Consider the following 14,692-nt stretch of genomic DNA (forward strand, 5'->3'; position numbering starts at 1 on the left):
TCGCTGACGCCTTCCAAAACGCCCTAAATTCCGTCTGGGAAAAAGGCGCAACCAGCACAATACAAAACTATATCGAATGAGTTCTGAACAACGATGGCGAAAACCGTGTCGGGTAGAAATCCGACTCTCTTCGCCAATCGCAAAAGCTGGCTTATTCAGCACTGGCCCTGAACTCTGACAGCTCCGTCGTTTAGGCGACGGAACACATCGCGGGTGGACTACTGTTTTCGGGCCAAAAAAATCCTATGAGAGCGCGTTACACCGAATGGCCTAGTCGTTAGGTGAAGGCGGAAAATCTGCCAATAAGCTGTCAACCTGCAACTGGCTTACAACCCAAGCGGTAAATGGCTGCAATTCAGGGTCTTCGACTACGAATTCAAGCCCTGCTTCTTGCGGCTGTACCCAACGCAAAATTGCGCCAACCCTGCCATATGCAACAAAGTCGAGGCCAACCGTGTCGCCAACCGTCAGATCCGAAAGCTCACCATCTATGATGATGTTGCAACCCTGACGCGACAGGTTGAACACCACAGAGTCAAAAGTGGTCCCGCCATGAGTGACCGAAGCCAACAGTGAAACAGGTTTGCGAACCGGCCTTTGCGGTCGTTTATCTGGGGAATTTGTCAAAACCAATTTTGAAAACCGAATTTGTGTGCTGTTAAAGCCCTTTTTATCGCCCGCAAGTTTCGCCTCGGTTAATTTAAAAGCTTTCCCACTTGACCATGACTTTGCGCGTTTCTCCGTCTCACAACAGATCGGCCAGTGCGACATTCAAGTCGGACGCGGCGTGAAACGCCACGAGCGTTGTTCCAGATTTCGATGCATTGATCAAAATATGTCCAGCCCAAGCTGACATCAATGGCTGAACACTCAGAGTTGAGATGCCCCCCTTTCTATTAGTTTTGAATCATGCGATTAAAATTTACAAATTGGGTCAAATGTTAGCGTACCGACTGAGCCAGGGACTTTCGTCTCAACGTGTATCATAGGCTCAATAGGTGGTTTATAAGGAGTTCTACGCATGGCGGTTGAAGACGGCGGTGGGCATTCGGCCCCCTCTTGGTTTGTAGCTCCCGGCGATGCGGATTCGTTCGCGTGGGTGTCTTTGGTGATTTTTGCTTTGGCTCTTTACGGGCTTGTGACGCTATATGCGGCGTTCGACCGGTGGGCAGAACACAAAGCCGAAGGAACACCGTTGGCCAAGACCATTCCAACCTTGTTGCTGGTCGCGCTCCTTTATGAATTGTTTCCGCTGGGACATTTCCACACTCTGCTTCCCGTCACGGCCATCTTGATTGCATTGATGGCGGACTGGTCACGCTTTCATCTCGTCAACAAAGCCAATCTGGTCGACAACCCGCACCCCTATGGTGACCATGGACACAGTGCGCCAGTGACACCCTCGGAGCCTGATACGGCTGTCACCACGATGCCTGACGCGCAAAACGGACCCAAGGACGATAAAGATGTTTGAACTTCTCTTTACCTCCTTCCCCGTCATCATCCGTTACTTTCAACTGAAGCGCCGCGGCGAAGCCATGACCGTTTGGAATATGCGCACTGCTGTCTTCACTTGGGCCGGTTTGGCGTTCCTATTGTTCTTCCTGATTTTCTATTTTCACCCAAAGTCATATTCAGGCGTGGTGCCGTTCCGAACCGTTTCCGTTGTGGCGCAGTCTGCCGGTCCCGTCACTGAACTGAATGTACGCAATGGCCAAAGGGTGGCAGCTGGCGATCTTCTGTTCCGCATTGAAAACAGCTCTCAGGTGGCGGCCCTGATGCAAGCCGAGGCCCAATTGGGAACTCTTGCCGCGGCATCGATAAAGGCCGAAGATTCGCTGAAAGTTGCACGGGCGAGTGTGGCACAGATACAAGCAACCCTTGATGAGCAGATCATTGACTTGTCAGATGCGCAGACCCTTCTTGACAGAAACGTCGGGTCCCAAGATGCGGTGCAAAAACTGGATGCTGCAGTCAAAGTGAGCCAAGCACAGCTGCAAGCGGCACAGGCACAGGTGCATCTGGCAGAGACCGACATTGCTGAAACGATCCCGGCGCAAATCAAATCTGCCGAGGCTGCAATTGCATCAGCTCAGGCTTCTTTGGACAAAACCGAGGTCCGCTCCTTTTCCCCCGGCCTCGTCACCCAGCTGACATTGGGCGTTGGCAGCCCTGCGTCCACCTTGATCTTAAGTCCGGCTATGATGATCATTCCTGATCGGCCCGAGGGTCTGCCGGTCAGATTTGTCGCCGGCTTTTCGCAAGTGGCCCGTGCCACATTGTACGAAGGTATGCCCGCCGAAATTGCCTGTGACAGCAACGCCAATTTTTCGTTTCGAAATTCAGCGCTTCCGGCCAGAGTTGCCTTTATCCAGCCCGCTATTTCCACCGGGCAAGTGATGCCGGGCGGCAAGCTATTGGACCCGAACAACCTCAAGGAACGAGGATCCCTTCTGGTGTATTTCGAGCTGGAATACCCTGAACATGAAAAAGAAGTGATTGATGGGGCAGGCTGCATTATTCAAACCTATACCAACAATCTTTCCGGCACTTCAGGGCATGTGATCGCAGCGACGGGGGTGATCAAAGCAGTTGGTTTGCGGCTGAAACTTTGGGGCGCGTTGATCTCCGGCGTCGGCCTAGCCGGAGGCGGCGGTCACTAACGATTTACGGATTTCCGTCAATTTAGTCTCAAAATGACCTGCTTTAGACATGACCAATCATGTGTCTAAGGCAGGTCTCGAAAATCATTTTTTAGGAACCTTGCGATATAGCAAATGCACACCAGTTACGGAGTGTTATTCGTTATGCCCACTGCATCAGAGCTTCCTATTGATACCAGCGCCTCTGCCGATGACATGGCAGACTCCATGTTTGGCAACGGCGTCACAATCGTTTCCGCCACATATACGGGTGCGACCGGGGCATCCGGCATTTACTCAGGCGGTGATGCAAACGCATCCGGCATAACGCCCTCGGACACCGGTGTGATCCTTTCAACCGGAAATGCCACCAGTGTCACCAACAGCAGCGGAGACGTGAATACGTCGGCCGGAACAACAACCAACCACGGGTTGGCGGGTGACAGCGACCTAAGCGCTGTTTCCGGCCAAACCACATATGACGCATCCGTTCTAGAAGCTGAATTCATTCCCGAAGGCAGCACTTTGACAATGCAAATCGTGTTTTCGTCCGAGGAGTATCTTGAATACGTTGATTCAGGGTTCAATGATGCCGTTGGCATTTGGGTGAACGGCGAACCTGCTGAACTGACGGTCGGCGATGGCACCATCTCCATTGATGAAATCAACGATACAACTAATGAAAACCTGTATATCGACAACGCCCGGTCCGACGACAACTACAATACCGAAATGGATGGCTTTACGGTTACTTTGACCCTCAAAGCTCCTGTCACCCCCGGCGAGGTCAACACAATCAAAATCGGCATCGCCGATGGCGGCGACAGTGCATACGACAGTAATCTCATGATTGCCGGAGATTCCGTACAAACAGCATTGATTGCAGGTGACGATGAAATCTCGGTCCAGCTCGGGCAAGAGGCAAATGTGGATCTGCTTGCAAATGACACAAGTAGCACCGGCAGCCAACTGACCATCACACATATCAACGGGCAAGCCGTCGAAGAAGGCGAAACTGTTACACTTCCCTCTGGCGAGGTTCTGGAACTGACATCTAGCGGGTTTGTCGTTGCATCGGCGAACGACGAAGTTGGGGACAACTTTTTCACCTACACCGTCGAAGATGAGGACGGAAATTCGGACGTTGGCGTGGTGAATCTGACCACAACCCCCTGCTTCACGGGCGGAACTTTTATCCGCACTCCAGATGGGGAACGGCTGGTCGAATCCCTTGTCCCCGGGGATCTCGTTGAGACATTGGACAATGGGCCAATGCCATTGCTGTGGATTGGCTGTGTGGAGCGCATTGCGCACGGCAAGGACGCGCCTGTTGAAATATCAAAATCCACCTTGGGGGCCACTCGGACCACGATGATGTCCCCTCAGCACCGCGTATTGATCCGCGATCCAAGCGTCGCATTGCTATTTGCGTCACGCGAAGTGTTCGTCAGGGCCAAGCATTTGACAAATGGCACGTCCATCCGAAGAATGGATGACGGTCGGAAAGTCTCCTTTTTTCACCTCCTTTTGGCCTCGCATGAGGTCATTGTCGGAGACGGTGTTTTCAGTGAAAGTTTTCAGCCCAGCACCCAAATTGAAGCCGGATTTGATCCTAAACAAAGGGCCGCACTGAGAAGGATTGTGCGTCAAAACAGACTTTTTGGAATGAAAGCCGCTCGTCCCAGTCTTAAGCAGCATGAAACGGAGTTACTCCCCATTTGTCGAATCGGGCCCGTGGCCGTTTGATGCCGCTCCCCTGATTGCCAGCCGCTCGGGCGACAGACTATCAAACGCAACGGAAAAGAAAATTCGCTAGGATGCGGTCGGCAGAGCATATTTTACACGTATGTGAGGCAATAACTCTGGGGCAAATTTCCGGCAAAATTCTGCTGCTATGTGGTCAGGGTTGGCACAGGGAATCTGCGCAGCTTTGCAGCCGGTCGCAGGCAGTGTTGCGATCAATGTTGTGGGCGCATATCAACGTAATCCAATCTCAGTCTTGGCAGCTGTGGGCGACCACCGAAGGCCTCAAATGATTGCCATGGACGTTGGTCATCGGCACCTAGACGGCTTTAGGCGGCAAAGCGACAAATCCGGTGTCATAACGCGTAGATATAGGCTTTCGGGCATCCAAAAGGATGGTCTGCCAACCAACGGGACGCGGCGGATAGCGATCACAAGTTCAACTTTGCATCGGACTCGGCCACCGGACGATGTTCGGTGGCGGTAGTGATTGTGGAGTTGGTAGACATTTTGGAAATTCGAGCCTCCCACCTATGAAGTGGCTCATCTCAACGATTGCATCACTTCAGGTTAAGCACGATGGACTTCAGCAAGCCTTCGACCATCCTTCACCTTGCGGGCGGTCTATGGTTTCAGTCTGCCCAAAGACCGACTTTTAGGCCCTATTGTGACAAACGGCCTTGGAACCTTCGGTCACCATCCTGATAACTTTGCCCCGATGTGCTCAAAGGTTAGGACGCGGCCCGCTGGATTTAAACAATCAGACTTCGTCACGGCGAAATCTTTGAGTGTTTCCCGTTGCTTATCACGATCTCTGTTATTGCAAACTGCGCTCGACAGAGACCGCACCGAAACGGGGTATCACAATCGCGCCATGATCTACCCACACAAATACTCCCCGAACACACACGGGTTTGGAGACGGGGGACAACGGCCATGTCTTTGAAGAATTTGAACGATTAAAAATCAAGCGAGAAAAGACGGGTCAGTCCGAATGAAACTGTAAACTGGTCTTCGCTACCCATTGTCGTAATCGGGGAATCGGCCGCATCGTTCAACAAGGTTTCCCAGCGCGCACTGCCAACCAATCCCCATTTTTCGTTCAATGAATAATAGCTCGCGAGCTCAATCCCCGCACTCATTAGTCCGCCCGATGCGTCGAAAGACTCAAATCGGCCAGAGCTTGCAGCCGATTCCGAAGGGGTTACCCCAAAGTATGTCGACGCGTATTTATCGTCCCCGACTAGAACCCGAGGTCCGAGAGTCAAAAGCCAACCGTCCATCGGACGTGCGACATAATCAGCCCCGAATTCACCGACCCAGGATTCGTGTCCAAGCAAACCATATCTTGCATCCGCATAGGCGCGAAAATTGCGCTGCTGGTAGCCAATACCCAAGCCAACTTCGATCGACATATCGACATCTTCAAGCCCGGCCAGCTCGGCGTGATCATCAGAGCTGCGTTTTTTCACAACGCGCAACGACCCACGCGGGCTAAACCCCCTTGGCTCATAATCAGGGTCGGTAGACCCGAATGTGTTGTCGCCCGGCAATCGCAAAAAGCGGAACCCGAATTCAATATCCGGCGTCACTTCGTAATTATCTGACCCAAAGTACGTTGGCGACGCCGTCGCCCCCGCACCAAGGTAGAACACAAGATCCGGCCTGAATGTCTTTTTCGCGGACGCTGCTGGTGCCTCTGCAGATGGCACGGCACTGTCTTGGGCCAACGAATGCTGCGGCAAGGTCGTAAGCAAAATGGCGAACATGGCGTGTTTGATCATGGCGTCGTTCCGAATTCGGGTGCGTATGCACAAAAGATGTCTGCAGTTTGGGACTGCTCTATGATACTTTACGAGCGGTTACCGAAGAGTTGAAACTATAAGTAAGTCAAAACGCTCTTCAGTCAAAAGCATTTGGGAATCTGATGCCAAATAGAGGCATAGAGAGGGAAACCTGAGCCGAAAAGCCGTACGAAAACATCTTTCGGTGCCGGCTTGTTGCTTGAATAGCCAAGCGCAAGCGCCGAATCTGGATGTGACCCCAAATGTGCCAATAGCATTCTCAAGCGACCTATTTCGTTTGCGGCGAAGCACCTTTTACCTTTGCGTCATAAACCAAGCTGCTGGTAGCCCACCCAAGCAACGCCTCGCCCGACTTCGAAACATGTGTCGGCGCTGATACCCGTTTGGGGTCGCTCAGTTTTGGACGTTCAAAGACATTCGAAAGTACGGGAATGGTTCAGCAGGTAACGATAAACCGACCTCACAAGCCCTCACGGGATACAACCTACTCTCGGAACATTGCAACATGCCCGCCTGCCCTACGGCCCTCCAAGGCGTTCAACGCCTCTATCGAATGCCCTTTAGAATACTGGTGTCATTAAGCAATCGACCACGCCTGATGGCTTGCTCCAGACACAGGCCAGCGGTGTCCTGAGACTACCCTTGCCCATTTCAGGTCTGGTTCAGCTCGAAAAACACTCCGCCAGCTCCCGGACATCGAAATTGTCGGAGACGATCCCCTAGTCTTATCAGGTGTCGACTTGGCCGCGTATCACGGCAACTCTTGGTATCAGCCATCGGTGCAACCGCAGCAAATTCACACAATGCCCGCATTTCGGACATTGCGGTTTGCGGCATCCTGTCATACCGATGTCCCAGACATTATTCTGCTTCGCTCGCAAGATACGGCGAAACGGTAACAAAATCATCCGTCGGGGGGCCCATTTGGGCTGAGAGGTGCGTGCACCGACCCGTCGAACCTGATCCGGGTTATACCGGCGTAGGGAACGGGTAGATTGTGCGACCAAGATCGCACGAGGCTCATTCTCGCGTTGGTACGACCATATTTTGGAGACGTGCCCGCGTGACGAAAAACACCCCCATTGCCCTGACCATTGCTGGCTCTGATAGCGGTGGCGGCGCTGGCGTGCAGGCCGACATCAAAGCGATTTCAGCAAATGGTGTGTACGGCGCAAGCGTCATCACCGCAGTGACCGCCCAGAACACAACGGCCGTCACGGCAGTCCACGAAGTCCCGGCAGATGTTGTTGCCGCACAAATCGATGCGGTTCTATCGGACCTTGACGTTGACGTGATCAAGTTGGGAATGCTGTTCTCGGTGCCGATTATTGAAACCACGGCCCAGCGCTTGGCTGCATTCGGCGGTCCCGTCGTCGTTGATCCAGTGATGATCGCAAAGTCCGGCGATGCGCTTTTACAAGACACCGCAGTGACCGCACTCATCACGCAGATCCTGCCGCATGCGAGACTTCTAACCCCGAATTTACCCGAGGCAGCGCGGTTTTTGGATACCGCACAAGCGACGACACCTGACGAAATGGCGGCGCAGGGGCAACGGCTTGTCGGAATGGGCGCAAAAGCGGTCTTGATGAAAGGCGGCCATGCAGTTGGCAGCATGTGTATCGATGTGCTTGTTGATGCCAAGGGTGTTGTCGCCACATATTCGGCACCACGGGTCGATACGGGCAACACCCACGGCACTGGATGCACCTATTCAGCGGCTATCGCGGCACAGCTTGCACTGGGGCTTGATCTTGAGACGGCCGTGAAAGCAGCACACGCTTACCTTCAAGCCGCGATCAAAGCAGCGGACACGTTACAAATCGGCAAAGGCCATGGCCCAGTTCACCACTTTCAAGGTCAATGGGGATGATCGAAGCGACGATCATAGGGGCTGGGGTTGCAGGTCTTTGTGTCGCCCGTGTGCTGTTGGATCGCGGGGCCGACGTGGTGGTGGTGGACCGGCACGCAGACACCGGCCCGCATGCCTGTTCATGGTGGGCGGGAGGCATGCTTGCCCCATTTTGCGAAGGCGAGAGCGCGGAGGAGCCCGTTGTCCGGCTGGGGAGTGAGGCGGCCGATTGGTGGGACGCGAAAACGGATGCCGTGCATCGATGTGGCTCGCTTGTCGTCTCCCCCGCGCGCGACAAGTCTGATCTTGTACGTTTCGCCCGGCGCACAACGGGGTTCCGCAAAGTGAATGGACCGGAGATTTCAATCCTTGAGCCGGATTTAGGGGATCGCTTTTCGAAGGGATTGTTTTTTGAAAGCGAAACCCATCTTGCGCCGCGTCGTGCCCTTAGCCAATTACGCGCCAGTGTTTTGGCTGATGGCGCACAATTTGCACAAGACGATGCAGATCCAGACAAATATGCCCAGCGCGGCCTGACCATTGATTGCCGGGGGTTTCAGGCCAAAGAAGACCTGCGTGATCTGCGCGGTGTCAAAGGTGAAATGCTGATTTTATCTTGCCCTGATGTCTCCCTAACCCGCCCCATCAGGATGCTGCATCCCCGCGTGCCGCTCTATATTGTGCCGCGGGGCGACGGTGTTTTTATGTTAGGCGCCACGATGATTGAAGGCCACGCAGGAAAGCACGTCACCGCCCGTGCGCTGCTGGAATTGCTCAGCGCGGCCTATGCATTGAACCCTGCCTTTGGCGAAGCAGAGGTTTTTGAGATCGGCGTCGACAGCCGCCCCGCCTTTTCCGACAACCTGCCCCGCATCACGCGTGACGGAAACCTGATCCGCGCCAATGGGTTGTTCCGGCACGGTTTCCTATTGGCCCCTGCGCTGGCGCGAATGGTGGCTGAATTGATTTTTGACAACAAAACGCCCGAGGTGATGGATGAAACTGCTGCTTAACGGAACATCAATCGATGCGCAGATCACAACATTGGCCGATCTGCTTGAAATAAAAGGGTTTGCCGGTGCCAAGGTCGCAACTGCGGTCAACGGCACCTTTGTTCCCGCTCCGGCCCGCGCGGAGCACACCCTCACCCCCGGCGACTCCGTCGAAGTCCTTGCCCCAATGCAAGGAGGGTAAGACATGCGCACATTTTACGGCACTCAATTGGCGAATGGTTTCATGTTGGGGACAGCACAATATCCGTCGCCAGCGATCTTGGCAGATGCGTTCACGCGCAGCGGTGCAAGTGTGGCAACAGTGTCCTTGCGCCGCGAAAGCGGGCAAGACCGTGCGGGGCAGGATTTCTGGCATCTGATCAAGGGTCTTGGTGTCCACATTCTGCCAAACACGGCCGGATGTCATAGCGTCAAAGAAGCCGTGACAACCGCACATATGGCGCGCGAGGTGTTTGACACCAAGTGGATCAAGCTAGAGGTCATTGGCGAAGAAGACACCCTGCAACCCGATGTGTTCGGGCTGGTTGAAGCTGCACGTATCCTGACCGATGACGGGTTTCAGGTGTTCCCGTATACAACCGAAGACTTGGTCGTAGCCGACAAGTTGCTGCACGCAGGCTGCGAAGTTTTGATGCCATGGGGCGCACCGATTGGGTCGGGCCTTGGACTAAACAACATCTTTGGATTGCGGGCCATGCGCGCCCATTTCCCCGATGTACCATTGGTGATTGATGCGGGTCTTGGCCTGCCTTCACAAGCCGCTGCCGCAATGGAATTGGGCTATGATGCCATTCTTCTGAACACGGCAGTCGCAAAGGCGGGCGATCCGGCGACCATGGCAGAGGCATTCGCGACCGCAATCAGGGCCGGTCAACTGGCCCGAGCGGCCGATCCTATGGAGCCGCGCGACATGGCAGCCCCCTCAACCCCCGTGATTGGCAAGGCGTTCTTGGAATGACATTGGACCGCTTTTATCCGATTTTTGACAGTGCCGATTGGATCGAACGGCTTGTTCCGCTTGGCATCAAACTGGTGCAATTGCGGATGAAGGACACAGCACCAGACGTGGTGCGCGACCATGTCCAGCGCGCAAAACGGATCTGTGCGCGCCACGATTGCACATTGGTTATCAACGATTACTGGCAGGCTGCGATTGATACAGGCTGCGATTATGTCCATCTCGGGCAAGAAGACCTTGATGATGCCGATATTACGACCATCCGCGCAGCGGGTCTACGGCTGGGGATCAGCACGCATGACAAGGCAGAGCTAAACCGAGCCTTGGCGCTTGCCCCCGACTACATCGCGCTCGGGCCGATTTACCCGACGATACTGAAAAAAATGAAATGGCATGAGCAAGGTATCGCGAAACTGACCACATGGCGGACCCGTATTGGCAGCACACCCCTGATTGCCATCGGCGGGATGTCGATTGACCGCGCTGCGGGTGCATATGATGCAGGCGCGGATGTGGTCGCCGCGGTCACAGACATCACCTTGAACGAAAGCCCCGAGGATCGTGTGCGCGCTTGGCTGGCGGCGACACGATGAGCAGATACGCGCGCCAGATGTGCCTACCGGCTGTGGGCGACACAGGGCAATCAGCAATCAATGCCGCACATATTCTTGTGGTGGGCGTTGGGGGCCTCGGGGTACCTGCTTTGCAATATTTGGTCGGCGCGGGTGTTGGTCGGGTGACATTGGTGGATGGCGATATCGTCTCCTTGTCCAATCTCCACCGGCAGACCTTGTTTCGTGAGACGGATATCGGCACGGCTAAAGCCGCTGCTGCGGCCCAAACGCTGCGGACCTTGAACGCCGACTGCGTGATTGAAACGGTCGAAGCCCCGCTTGATCCCGAAAACGCACCATCTCTGGTTTCGCAAAGTACGCTTGTTTTGGACTGCGCAGACAGCTTTGCCATCAGCTACATTCTGTCAGATGTGAGCAAAACACTGGGCATCCCGCTGATCAGCGCATCGGTTTTGGAATTCGGCGGCTATGTCGGTGGGTTTTGCCATACAGCACCATCCCTTAGGGCTGTGTTTCCCGACCTGCCAGATCGCGCGGCGACCTGTGCAACAGCCGGTGTCATGGGGCCGGTTGTCGGGATGATCGGCGCAGCGCAGGCGCAAATGGCCTTGGCGTTCTTGATTGGCCAGCACCCGTCACCGCTGGGCCAATTGATCCGCTTTGATATGCAAAATTTCCGGTCCAGCGGGTTCCGATTTGACGCTGCACCAGACCCCGCGCCAGACCTCACCTTTATTGCCGCCTCTGACATCACGCCCGCCGACTTCGTTGTTGAACTGCGCGACATACAAGAAGCCGCGACCCCGGTTTCAACAACGGCCAAGCGCCTCACCGTCGCACAATTTGCCGATCAACAGCCTGTACCCTCCCGCAATCAACGGGCGGTATTCGCGTGCCGGTCCGGTTTGCGCGCGTGGCAGGCGGCCAGTCATCTTCGTTCCTATTGGGACGGCGACATCACTTTAATTGCTATGGGCGACACCCCAACAACGGAAAGACAAACCACATGAAACTGACATCCCTAACCGCAGCGATTTCTTTTGCGGCCACCCCTCTGATGGCCGCCGATGACATGTCCGTTTTGCTAGATTGGTTTATCAATCCGGACCACGGGCCAATCATCGTTGCGCAAGAACTTGGGTATTTCGCCGATCAGGACCTTGAGGTCGAAATCATTGCGCCTGCCGATCCTTCCGATCCGCCGAAACTGGTTGCCGCTGGGAAGGCAGATCTTGCGATTTCGTATCAACCACAGCTACATCTGCAAATTCACGAGGGTCTGCCATTGCAACGCGTCGGTACGTTGGTTGCGACACCTTTGAATTGTCTGTTGGCACTCGCGGACGGCCCAATTCAATCCCCTGCTGATTTGGCGGGCAAGAAAGTCGGGTTTTCCGTTGGCGGTGTCGAAGAAGCCGTTTTGGGATCGATCCTACGCCACCACGGATTGTCTTTGGATGACGTAGAACTGGTCAACGTGAACTGGTCACTTTCTCCGTCGTTGATGTCAGGTCAGGTCGATGCCGTCATCGGTGCGTACCGCAACTTTGAGCTTAACCAAATGGAAATCGAAGGCATCGAGGGCAACTGCTTTTTCGTCGAAGAAGAAGGCCTGCCGTCTTATGACGAGCTGATCTATGTCGCCAATTCCGACACGATGGACAAAGACATGATTGCCCGTTTTTTGGCCGCGACTGAAAAAGCGACGCAGTACATTGTGAACCACCCGCAAGACAGCTGGGAAATCTTTTCGGGGACTTCTGCGGAATTGCAAGACGAGCTGAACGCCAAAGCATGGGTCGACACGCTGCCACGGTTTGCCCTGCGTCCAACAGCCATGGACGAAGGTCGCTACGCCGCGTTTGAGGCGTTCTTGCATAAGGCAGGTTTGATCCCGTCGCAAAACCCCGTATCCGTAATCACCATCGATGTGACGGCGAACTGATGCTGCCTGATTACGGAAAAACCTTTGCGCGTTGGCGCGCCGGGGCGGCGGGGCAATGGCACGATTACACCCGTCACCCCTTTGTCGAAGGGCTAGGCGCTGGCACCCTGCCGCGCACCGCATTCTTGCATTATTTGATTCAGGATTATGTGTTTTTGACTCACTTCTCGCGCGCGTGGTCGCTCGGCGTGGTCAAATCTGAAACACTTGAGGAAATGAAAATATGCGCAGGAACAGTGAACGCATTGGTCAATCACGAGATGCAGTTACATGTGAAAACATGTGCCGCCGAAGGCATTGACGAAGACTCGTTATTTGCGGCAACCGAAGCCGTCGAAAACCTTGCCTACACCCGCTATGTGATGGACGCGGGGCTACAAGGCGACTTTCTGGATTTGATGGCGGCTTTGGCTCCTTGTGTGATGGGATACGGCGAAATCGGGGTGCGATTGAAGGGCAGCAAGTCCAGTGACACGCCCTATGCAGACTGGATCGCAACCTACGCTGACCCGGAATATCAGGCGGTTTGCACCAGTGTTGGCGCAATGATCGATACCGCCGTGGCGCGCCGGATTGGTGATCTGGCACACGCGCCGCGCGCCAGCGGTCTGCAAGATCGCTTTAACATGGCGACCAAGCTGGAAGTTGGATTTTGGCAAATGGGGTTGAACGGCCAATGAACCTGTCGCCGGGCATATCCATCAAGGGCCAGCATCGCATCCAAGGAGATGTGTTGTTTGACGTCAATTTGGATATTCCCGGCGGCCTTTGGACCTGCCTGTTAGGCCGCTCTGGCGTCGGGAAATCAACGATATTGCGGATAATCCTAGGCCTGGAAACAGGTGGCGCATTCGAGGGCATATTCAGGGCAACAGACGGAGCGTCGCTGAACGGGCGCATAGGCTATATGGCGCAATCGGACTTATTACTTCCGTGGTTGTCAGTTCTGGACAATGTCTGCATTGGCGCACGTTTACGGGGCGAGCCCCCGAGCGAGGCACGTGCACGTGATCTTCTGCGCCGGGTCGGGCTAATGGAACACACAGACCAAAAACCCGCCACGCTATCGGGCGGAATGCGGCAGCGGGCCGCCCTTGCGCGCACACTATTCGAAGATCGCCCAATTGTATTTCTGGATGAGCCATTTTCAGCGCTGGACGCTGGCACGCGCGCCGACATGCAGGAATTGGCTGCCGAGGTTCTCATAGATCGCACCGTTTTATTGGTCACCCATGATCCGGCCGAAGCCGCGCGCCTTGCCCATCAGATCACCGTGATGTCGACCCGTAAGGTGCAAAACTGGCCTGTTCCGCAAACCAAAGCGTTACGGGACATCAATGCGCCTGAAACGCTGGCATGTCAGTCCAAGCTGCTGGAATACCTACGTGGAGGCACCGCATGAGGGTGCGTGACATCCTATTCGCTGTGTTGATCGGGCTGGGATTGTGGCAGGCCATTGTGATCCTAACGGATGCACCGCATTTCATTTTACCGTCTCCTTGGCGGGTGGCACAAGCCGCCTACAAAAGCCGTGTCACCATTGCCGAAAATGCGTGGGTTACGGCCATTGAGGTGATGTTGGGATTGTTGATTGGCACATTGTTGGGTGTTGCGACGGCAATTCAACTGGCGATGTCAAAGATTGTTGAACGGCTGCTGTTACCGATCCTTGTTTTTACGCAGGCCGTGCCGGTGTTTGCCTTGGCTCCGTTGCTGACACTTTGGTTCGGCTACGGCATGGGGTCAAAGATCGTGATGGCAGTGCTGATCATTTACTTTCCGGTCACCTCCGCATTCCACGACGGGTTGACGCGCATTGACGGCGGATACCGCGATTTGTCGGTTTCGATGGGCGCGGGCAAATGGAACTTTATGCGGCACATTCAAATAGCCCAAGCCCTTCCCAGCCTTGGTTCGGGCCTGCGGCTGGCGGCCGTCTATGCCCCGATTGGCGCGGTTATCGGCGAATGGGTCGGGGCCTCCAAGGGGCTTGGCTACCTGATGCTCCTTGCCAATGGGCGCGCCAAAATTGACCTGATGTTCGCCAGCTTGATCGTTTTGGCCTGTCTAACCGTCCTCCTGCACATCGCGGTCGGCCTACTGGCCACCCGACTGACCCGCTATGCCCAAGGCACAACTTCACCATAGAAAGCACGACC

General features: G+C 54.9%; 15 protein-coding genes and 1 riboswitch. Of the genes, 13 read left to right on the plus strand and 2 right to left on the minus strand.

Translation table 11 applies throughout. From position 1 onward, the window contains the following. Positions 1–270: 270 nt before the first annotated feature. Complete coding sequence (locus C8N36_RS24730; protein WP_097806963.1) at positions 271–771, minus strand: PilZ domain-containing protein; 501 nt, start codon at positions 769–771, stop codon at positions 271–273. Positions 772–1,021: 250 nt separating this feature from the next. On the opposite strand from C8N36_RS24730, the gene C8N36_RS22700 reads away from it, so the two are divergent. The 3 genes from C8N36_RS22700 to C8N36_RS22710 all read left to right on the plus strand — a co-directional run bounded on the left by C8N36_RS22700 (position 1,022) and on the right by C8N36_RS22710 (position 4,388). Continuing rightward, entirely contained in the window at positions 1,022–1,474 is a 453-nt protein-coding gene (locus C8N36_RS22700) for a hypothetical protein (RefSeq protein WP_176527125.1), read from the plus strand. Beyond that, entirely contained in the window at positions 1,467–2,663 is a 1,197-nt protein-coding gene (locus C8N36_RS22705; protein WP_097806962.1) for an HlyD family secretion protein, read from the plus strand. Before C8N36_RS22700 ends, C8N36_RS22705 begins: the two co-directional genes overlap by 8 nt. Positions 2,664–2,807: 144 nt before the next feature. Further along, entirely contained in the window at positions 2,808–4,388 is a 1,581-nt protein-coding gene (locus C8N36_RS22710) for a choice-of-anchor L domain-containing protein (protein WP_097806961.1), read from the plus strand. A gap of 956 nt (positions 4,389–5,344) precedes the next feature. On the opposite strand, the gene C8N36_RS22715 is transcribed toward C8N36_RS22710, so the two are convergent. After that, on the minus strand, positions 5,345–6,169 hold the full coding sequence (locus tag C8N36_RS22715) for a MipA/OmpV family protein (protein WP_097806960.1): 825 nt from the start codon (positions 6,167–6,169) through the stop codon (positions 5,345–5,347). 923 nt (positions 6,170–7,092) lie between these two features. Beyond that, positions 7,093–7,193: riboswitch (TPP riboswitch) on the plus strand. Positions 7,194–7,253: 60 nt separating this feature from the next. Here C8N36_RS22715 and thiD point away from each other — a divergent pair. Genes thiD through C8N36_RS22765 form a run of 10 tightly spaced genes read left to right on the plus strand, consistent with a single transcriptional unit; the run spans position 7,254 to position 14,681 of the window. Next, a complete protein-coding gene (thiD, locus tag C8N36_RS22720; protein WP_097806959.1) occupies positions 7,254–8,063 on the plus strand; it encodes a bifunctional hydroxymethylpyrimidine kinase/phosphomethylpyrimidine kinase in 810 nt (269 codons plus the stop codon). After that, complete coding sequence (locus tag C8N36_RS22725; protein WP_097806958.1) at positions 8,060–9,055, plus strand: FAD-dependent oxidoreductase; 996 nt, start codon at positions 8,060–8,062, stop codon at positions 9,053–9,055. The genes thiD and C8N36_RS22725 overlap by 4 nt, the downstream gene beginning before the upstream one ends. Further along, on the plus strand, positions 9,039–9,236 hold the full coding sequence (thiS, locus tag C8N36_RS22730; RefSeq protein WP_097806957.1) for a sulfur carrier protein ThiS: 198 nt from the start codon (positions 9,039–9,041) through the stop codon (positions 9,234–9,236). Before C8N36_RS22725 ends, thiS begins: the two co-directional genes overlap by 17 nt. 3 nt (positions 9,237–9,239) lie before the next feature. Further along, positions 9,240–10,013, plus strand: a complete 774-nt coding sequence (locus tag C8N36_RS22735) for a thiazole synthase (protein ID WP_097806956.1) — start codon at positions 9,240–9,242, stop codon at positions 10,011–10,013. Further along, positions 10,010–10,606 carry a thiamine phosphate synthase gene (locus C8N36_RS22740; RefSeq protein ID WP_097806955.1) on the plus strand — a complete coding sequence of 199 codons (597 nt, stop codon included), beginning with the start codon at positions 10,010–10,012 and terminating at the stop codon, positions 10,604–10,606. Before C8N36_RS22735 ends, C8N36_RS22740 begins: the two co-directional genes overlap by 4 nt. After that, positions 10,603–11,598, plus strand: coding sequence for a HesA/MoeB/ThiF family protein (locus tag C8N36_RS22745; protein ID WP_176527124.1), 996 nt, complete (start codon positions 10,603–10,605; stop codon positions 11,596–11,598). The genes C8N36_RS22740 and C8N36_RS22745 overlap by 4 nt, the downstream gene beginning before the upstream one ends. Beyond that, positions 11,595–12,533 (plus strand): ABC transporter substrate-binding protein, encoded by a 939-nt coding sequence (locus C8N36_RS22750; protein ID WP_097806953.1) that lies wholly within the window; start codon positions 11,595–11,597, stop codon positions 12,531–12,533. Before C8N36_RS22745 ends, C8N36_RS22750 begins: the two co-directional genes overlap by 4 nt. Continuing rightward, entirely contained in the window at positions 12,533–13,213 is a 681-nt protein-coding gene (tenA, locus tag C8N36_RS22755; protein ID WP_170125968.1) for a thiaminase II, read from the plus strand. Before C8N36_RS22750 ends, tenA begins: the two co-directional genes overlap by 1 nt. Then, complete coding sequence (locus C8N36_RS22760; RefSeq protein WP_097806951.1) at positions 13,210–13,935, plus strand: ABC transporter ATP-binding protein; 726 nt, start codon at positions 13,210–13,212, stop codon at positions 13,933–13,935. The genes tenA and C8N36_RS22760 overlap by 4 nt, the downstream gene beginning before the upstream one ends. After that, positions 13,932–14,681 carry an ABC transporter permease gene (locus C8N36_RS22765; RefSeq protein WP_097806950.1) on the plus strand — a complete coding sequence of 250 codons (750 nt, stop codon included), beginning with the start codon at positions 13,932–13,934 and terminating at the stop codon, positions 14,679–14,681. The genes C8N36_RS22760 and C8N36_RS22765 overlap by 4 nt, the downstream gene beginning before the upstream one ends. The last annotated feature ends 11 nt before the right edge of the window (positions 14,682–14,692 follow it).

Source organism: Pelagimonas varians, from assembly GCF_003208435.1.
Taxonomy (GTDB): Bacteria; Pseudomonadota; Alphaproteobacteria; order Rhodobacterales; family Rhodobacteraceae; genus Pelagimonas; species Pelagimonas varians.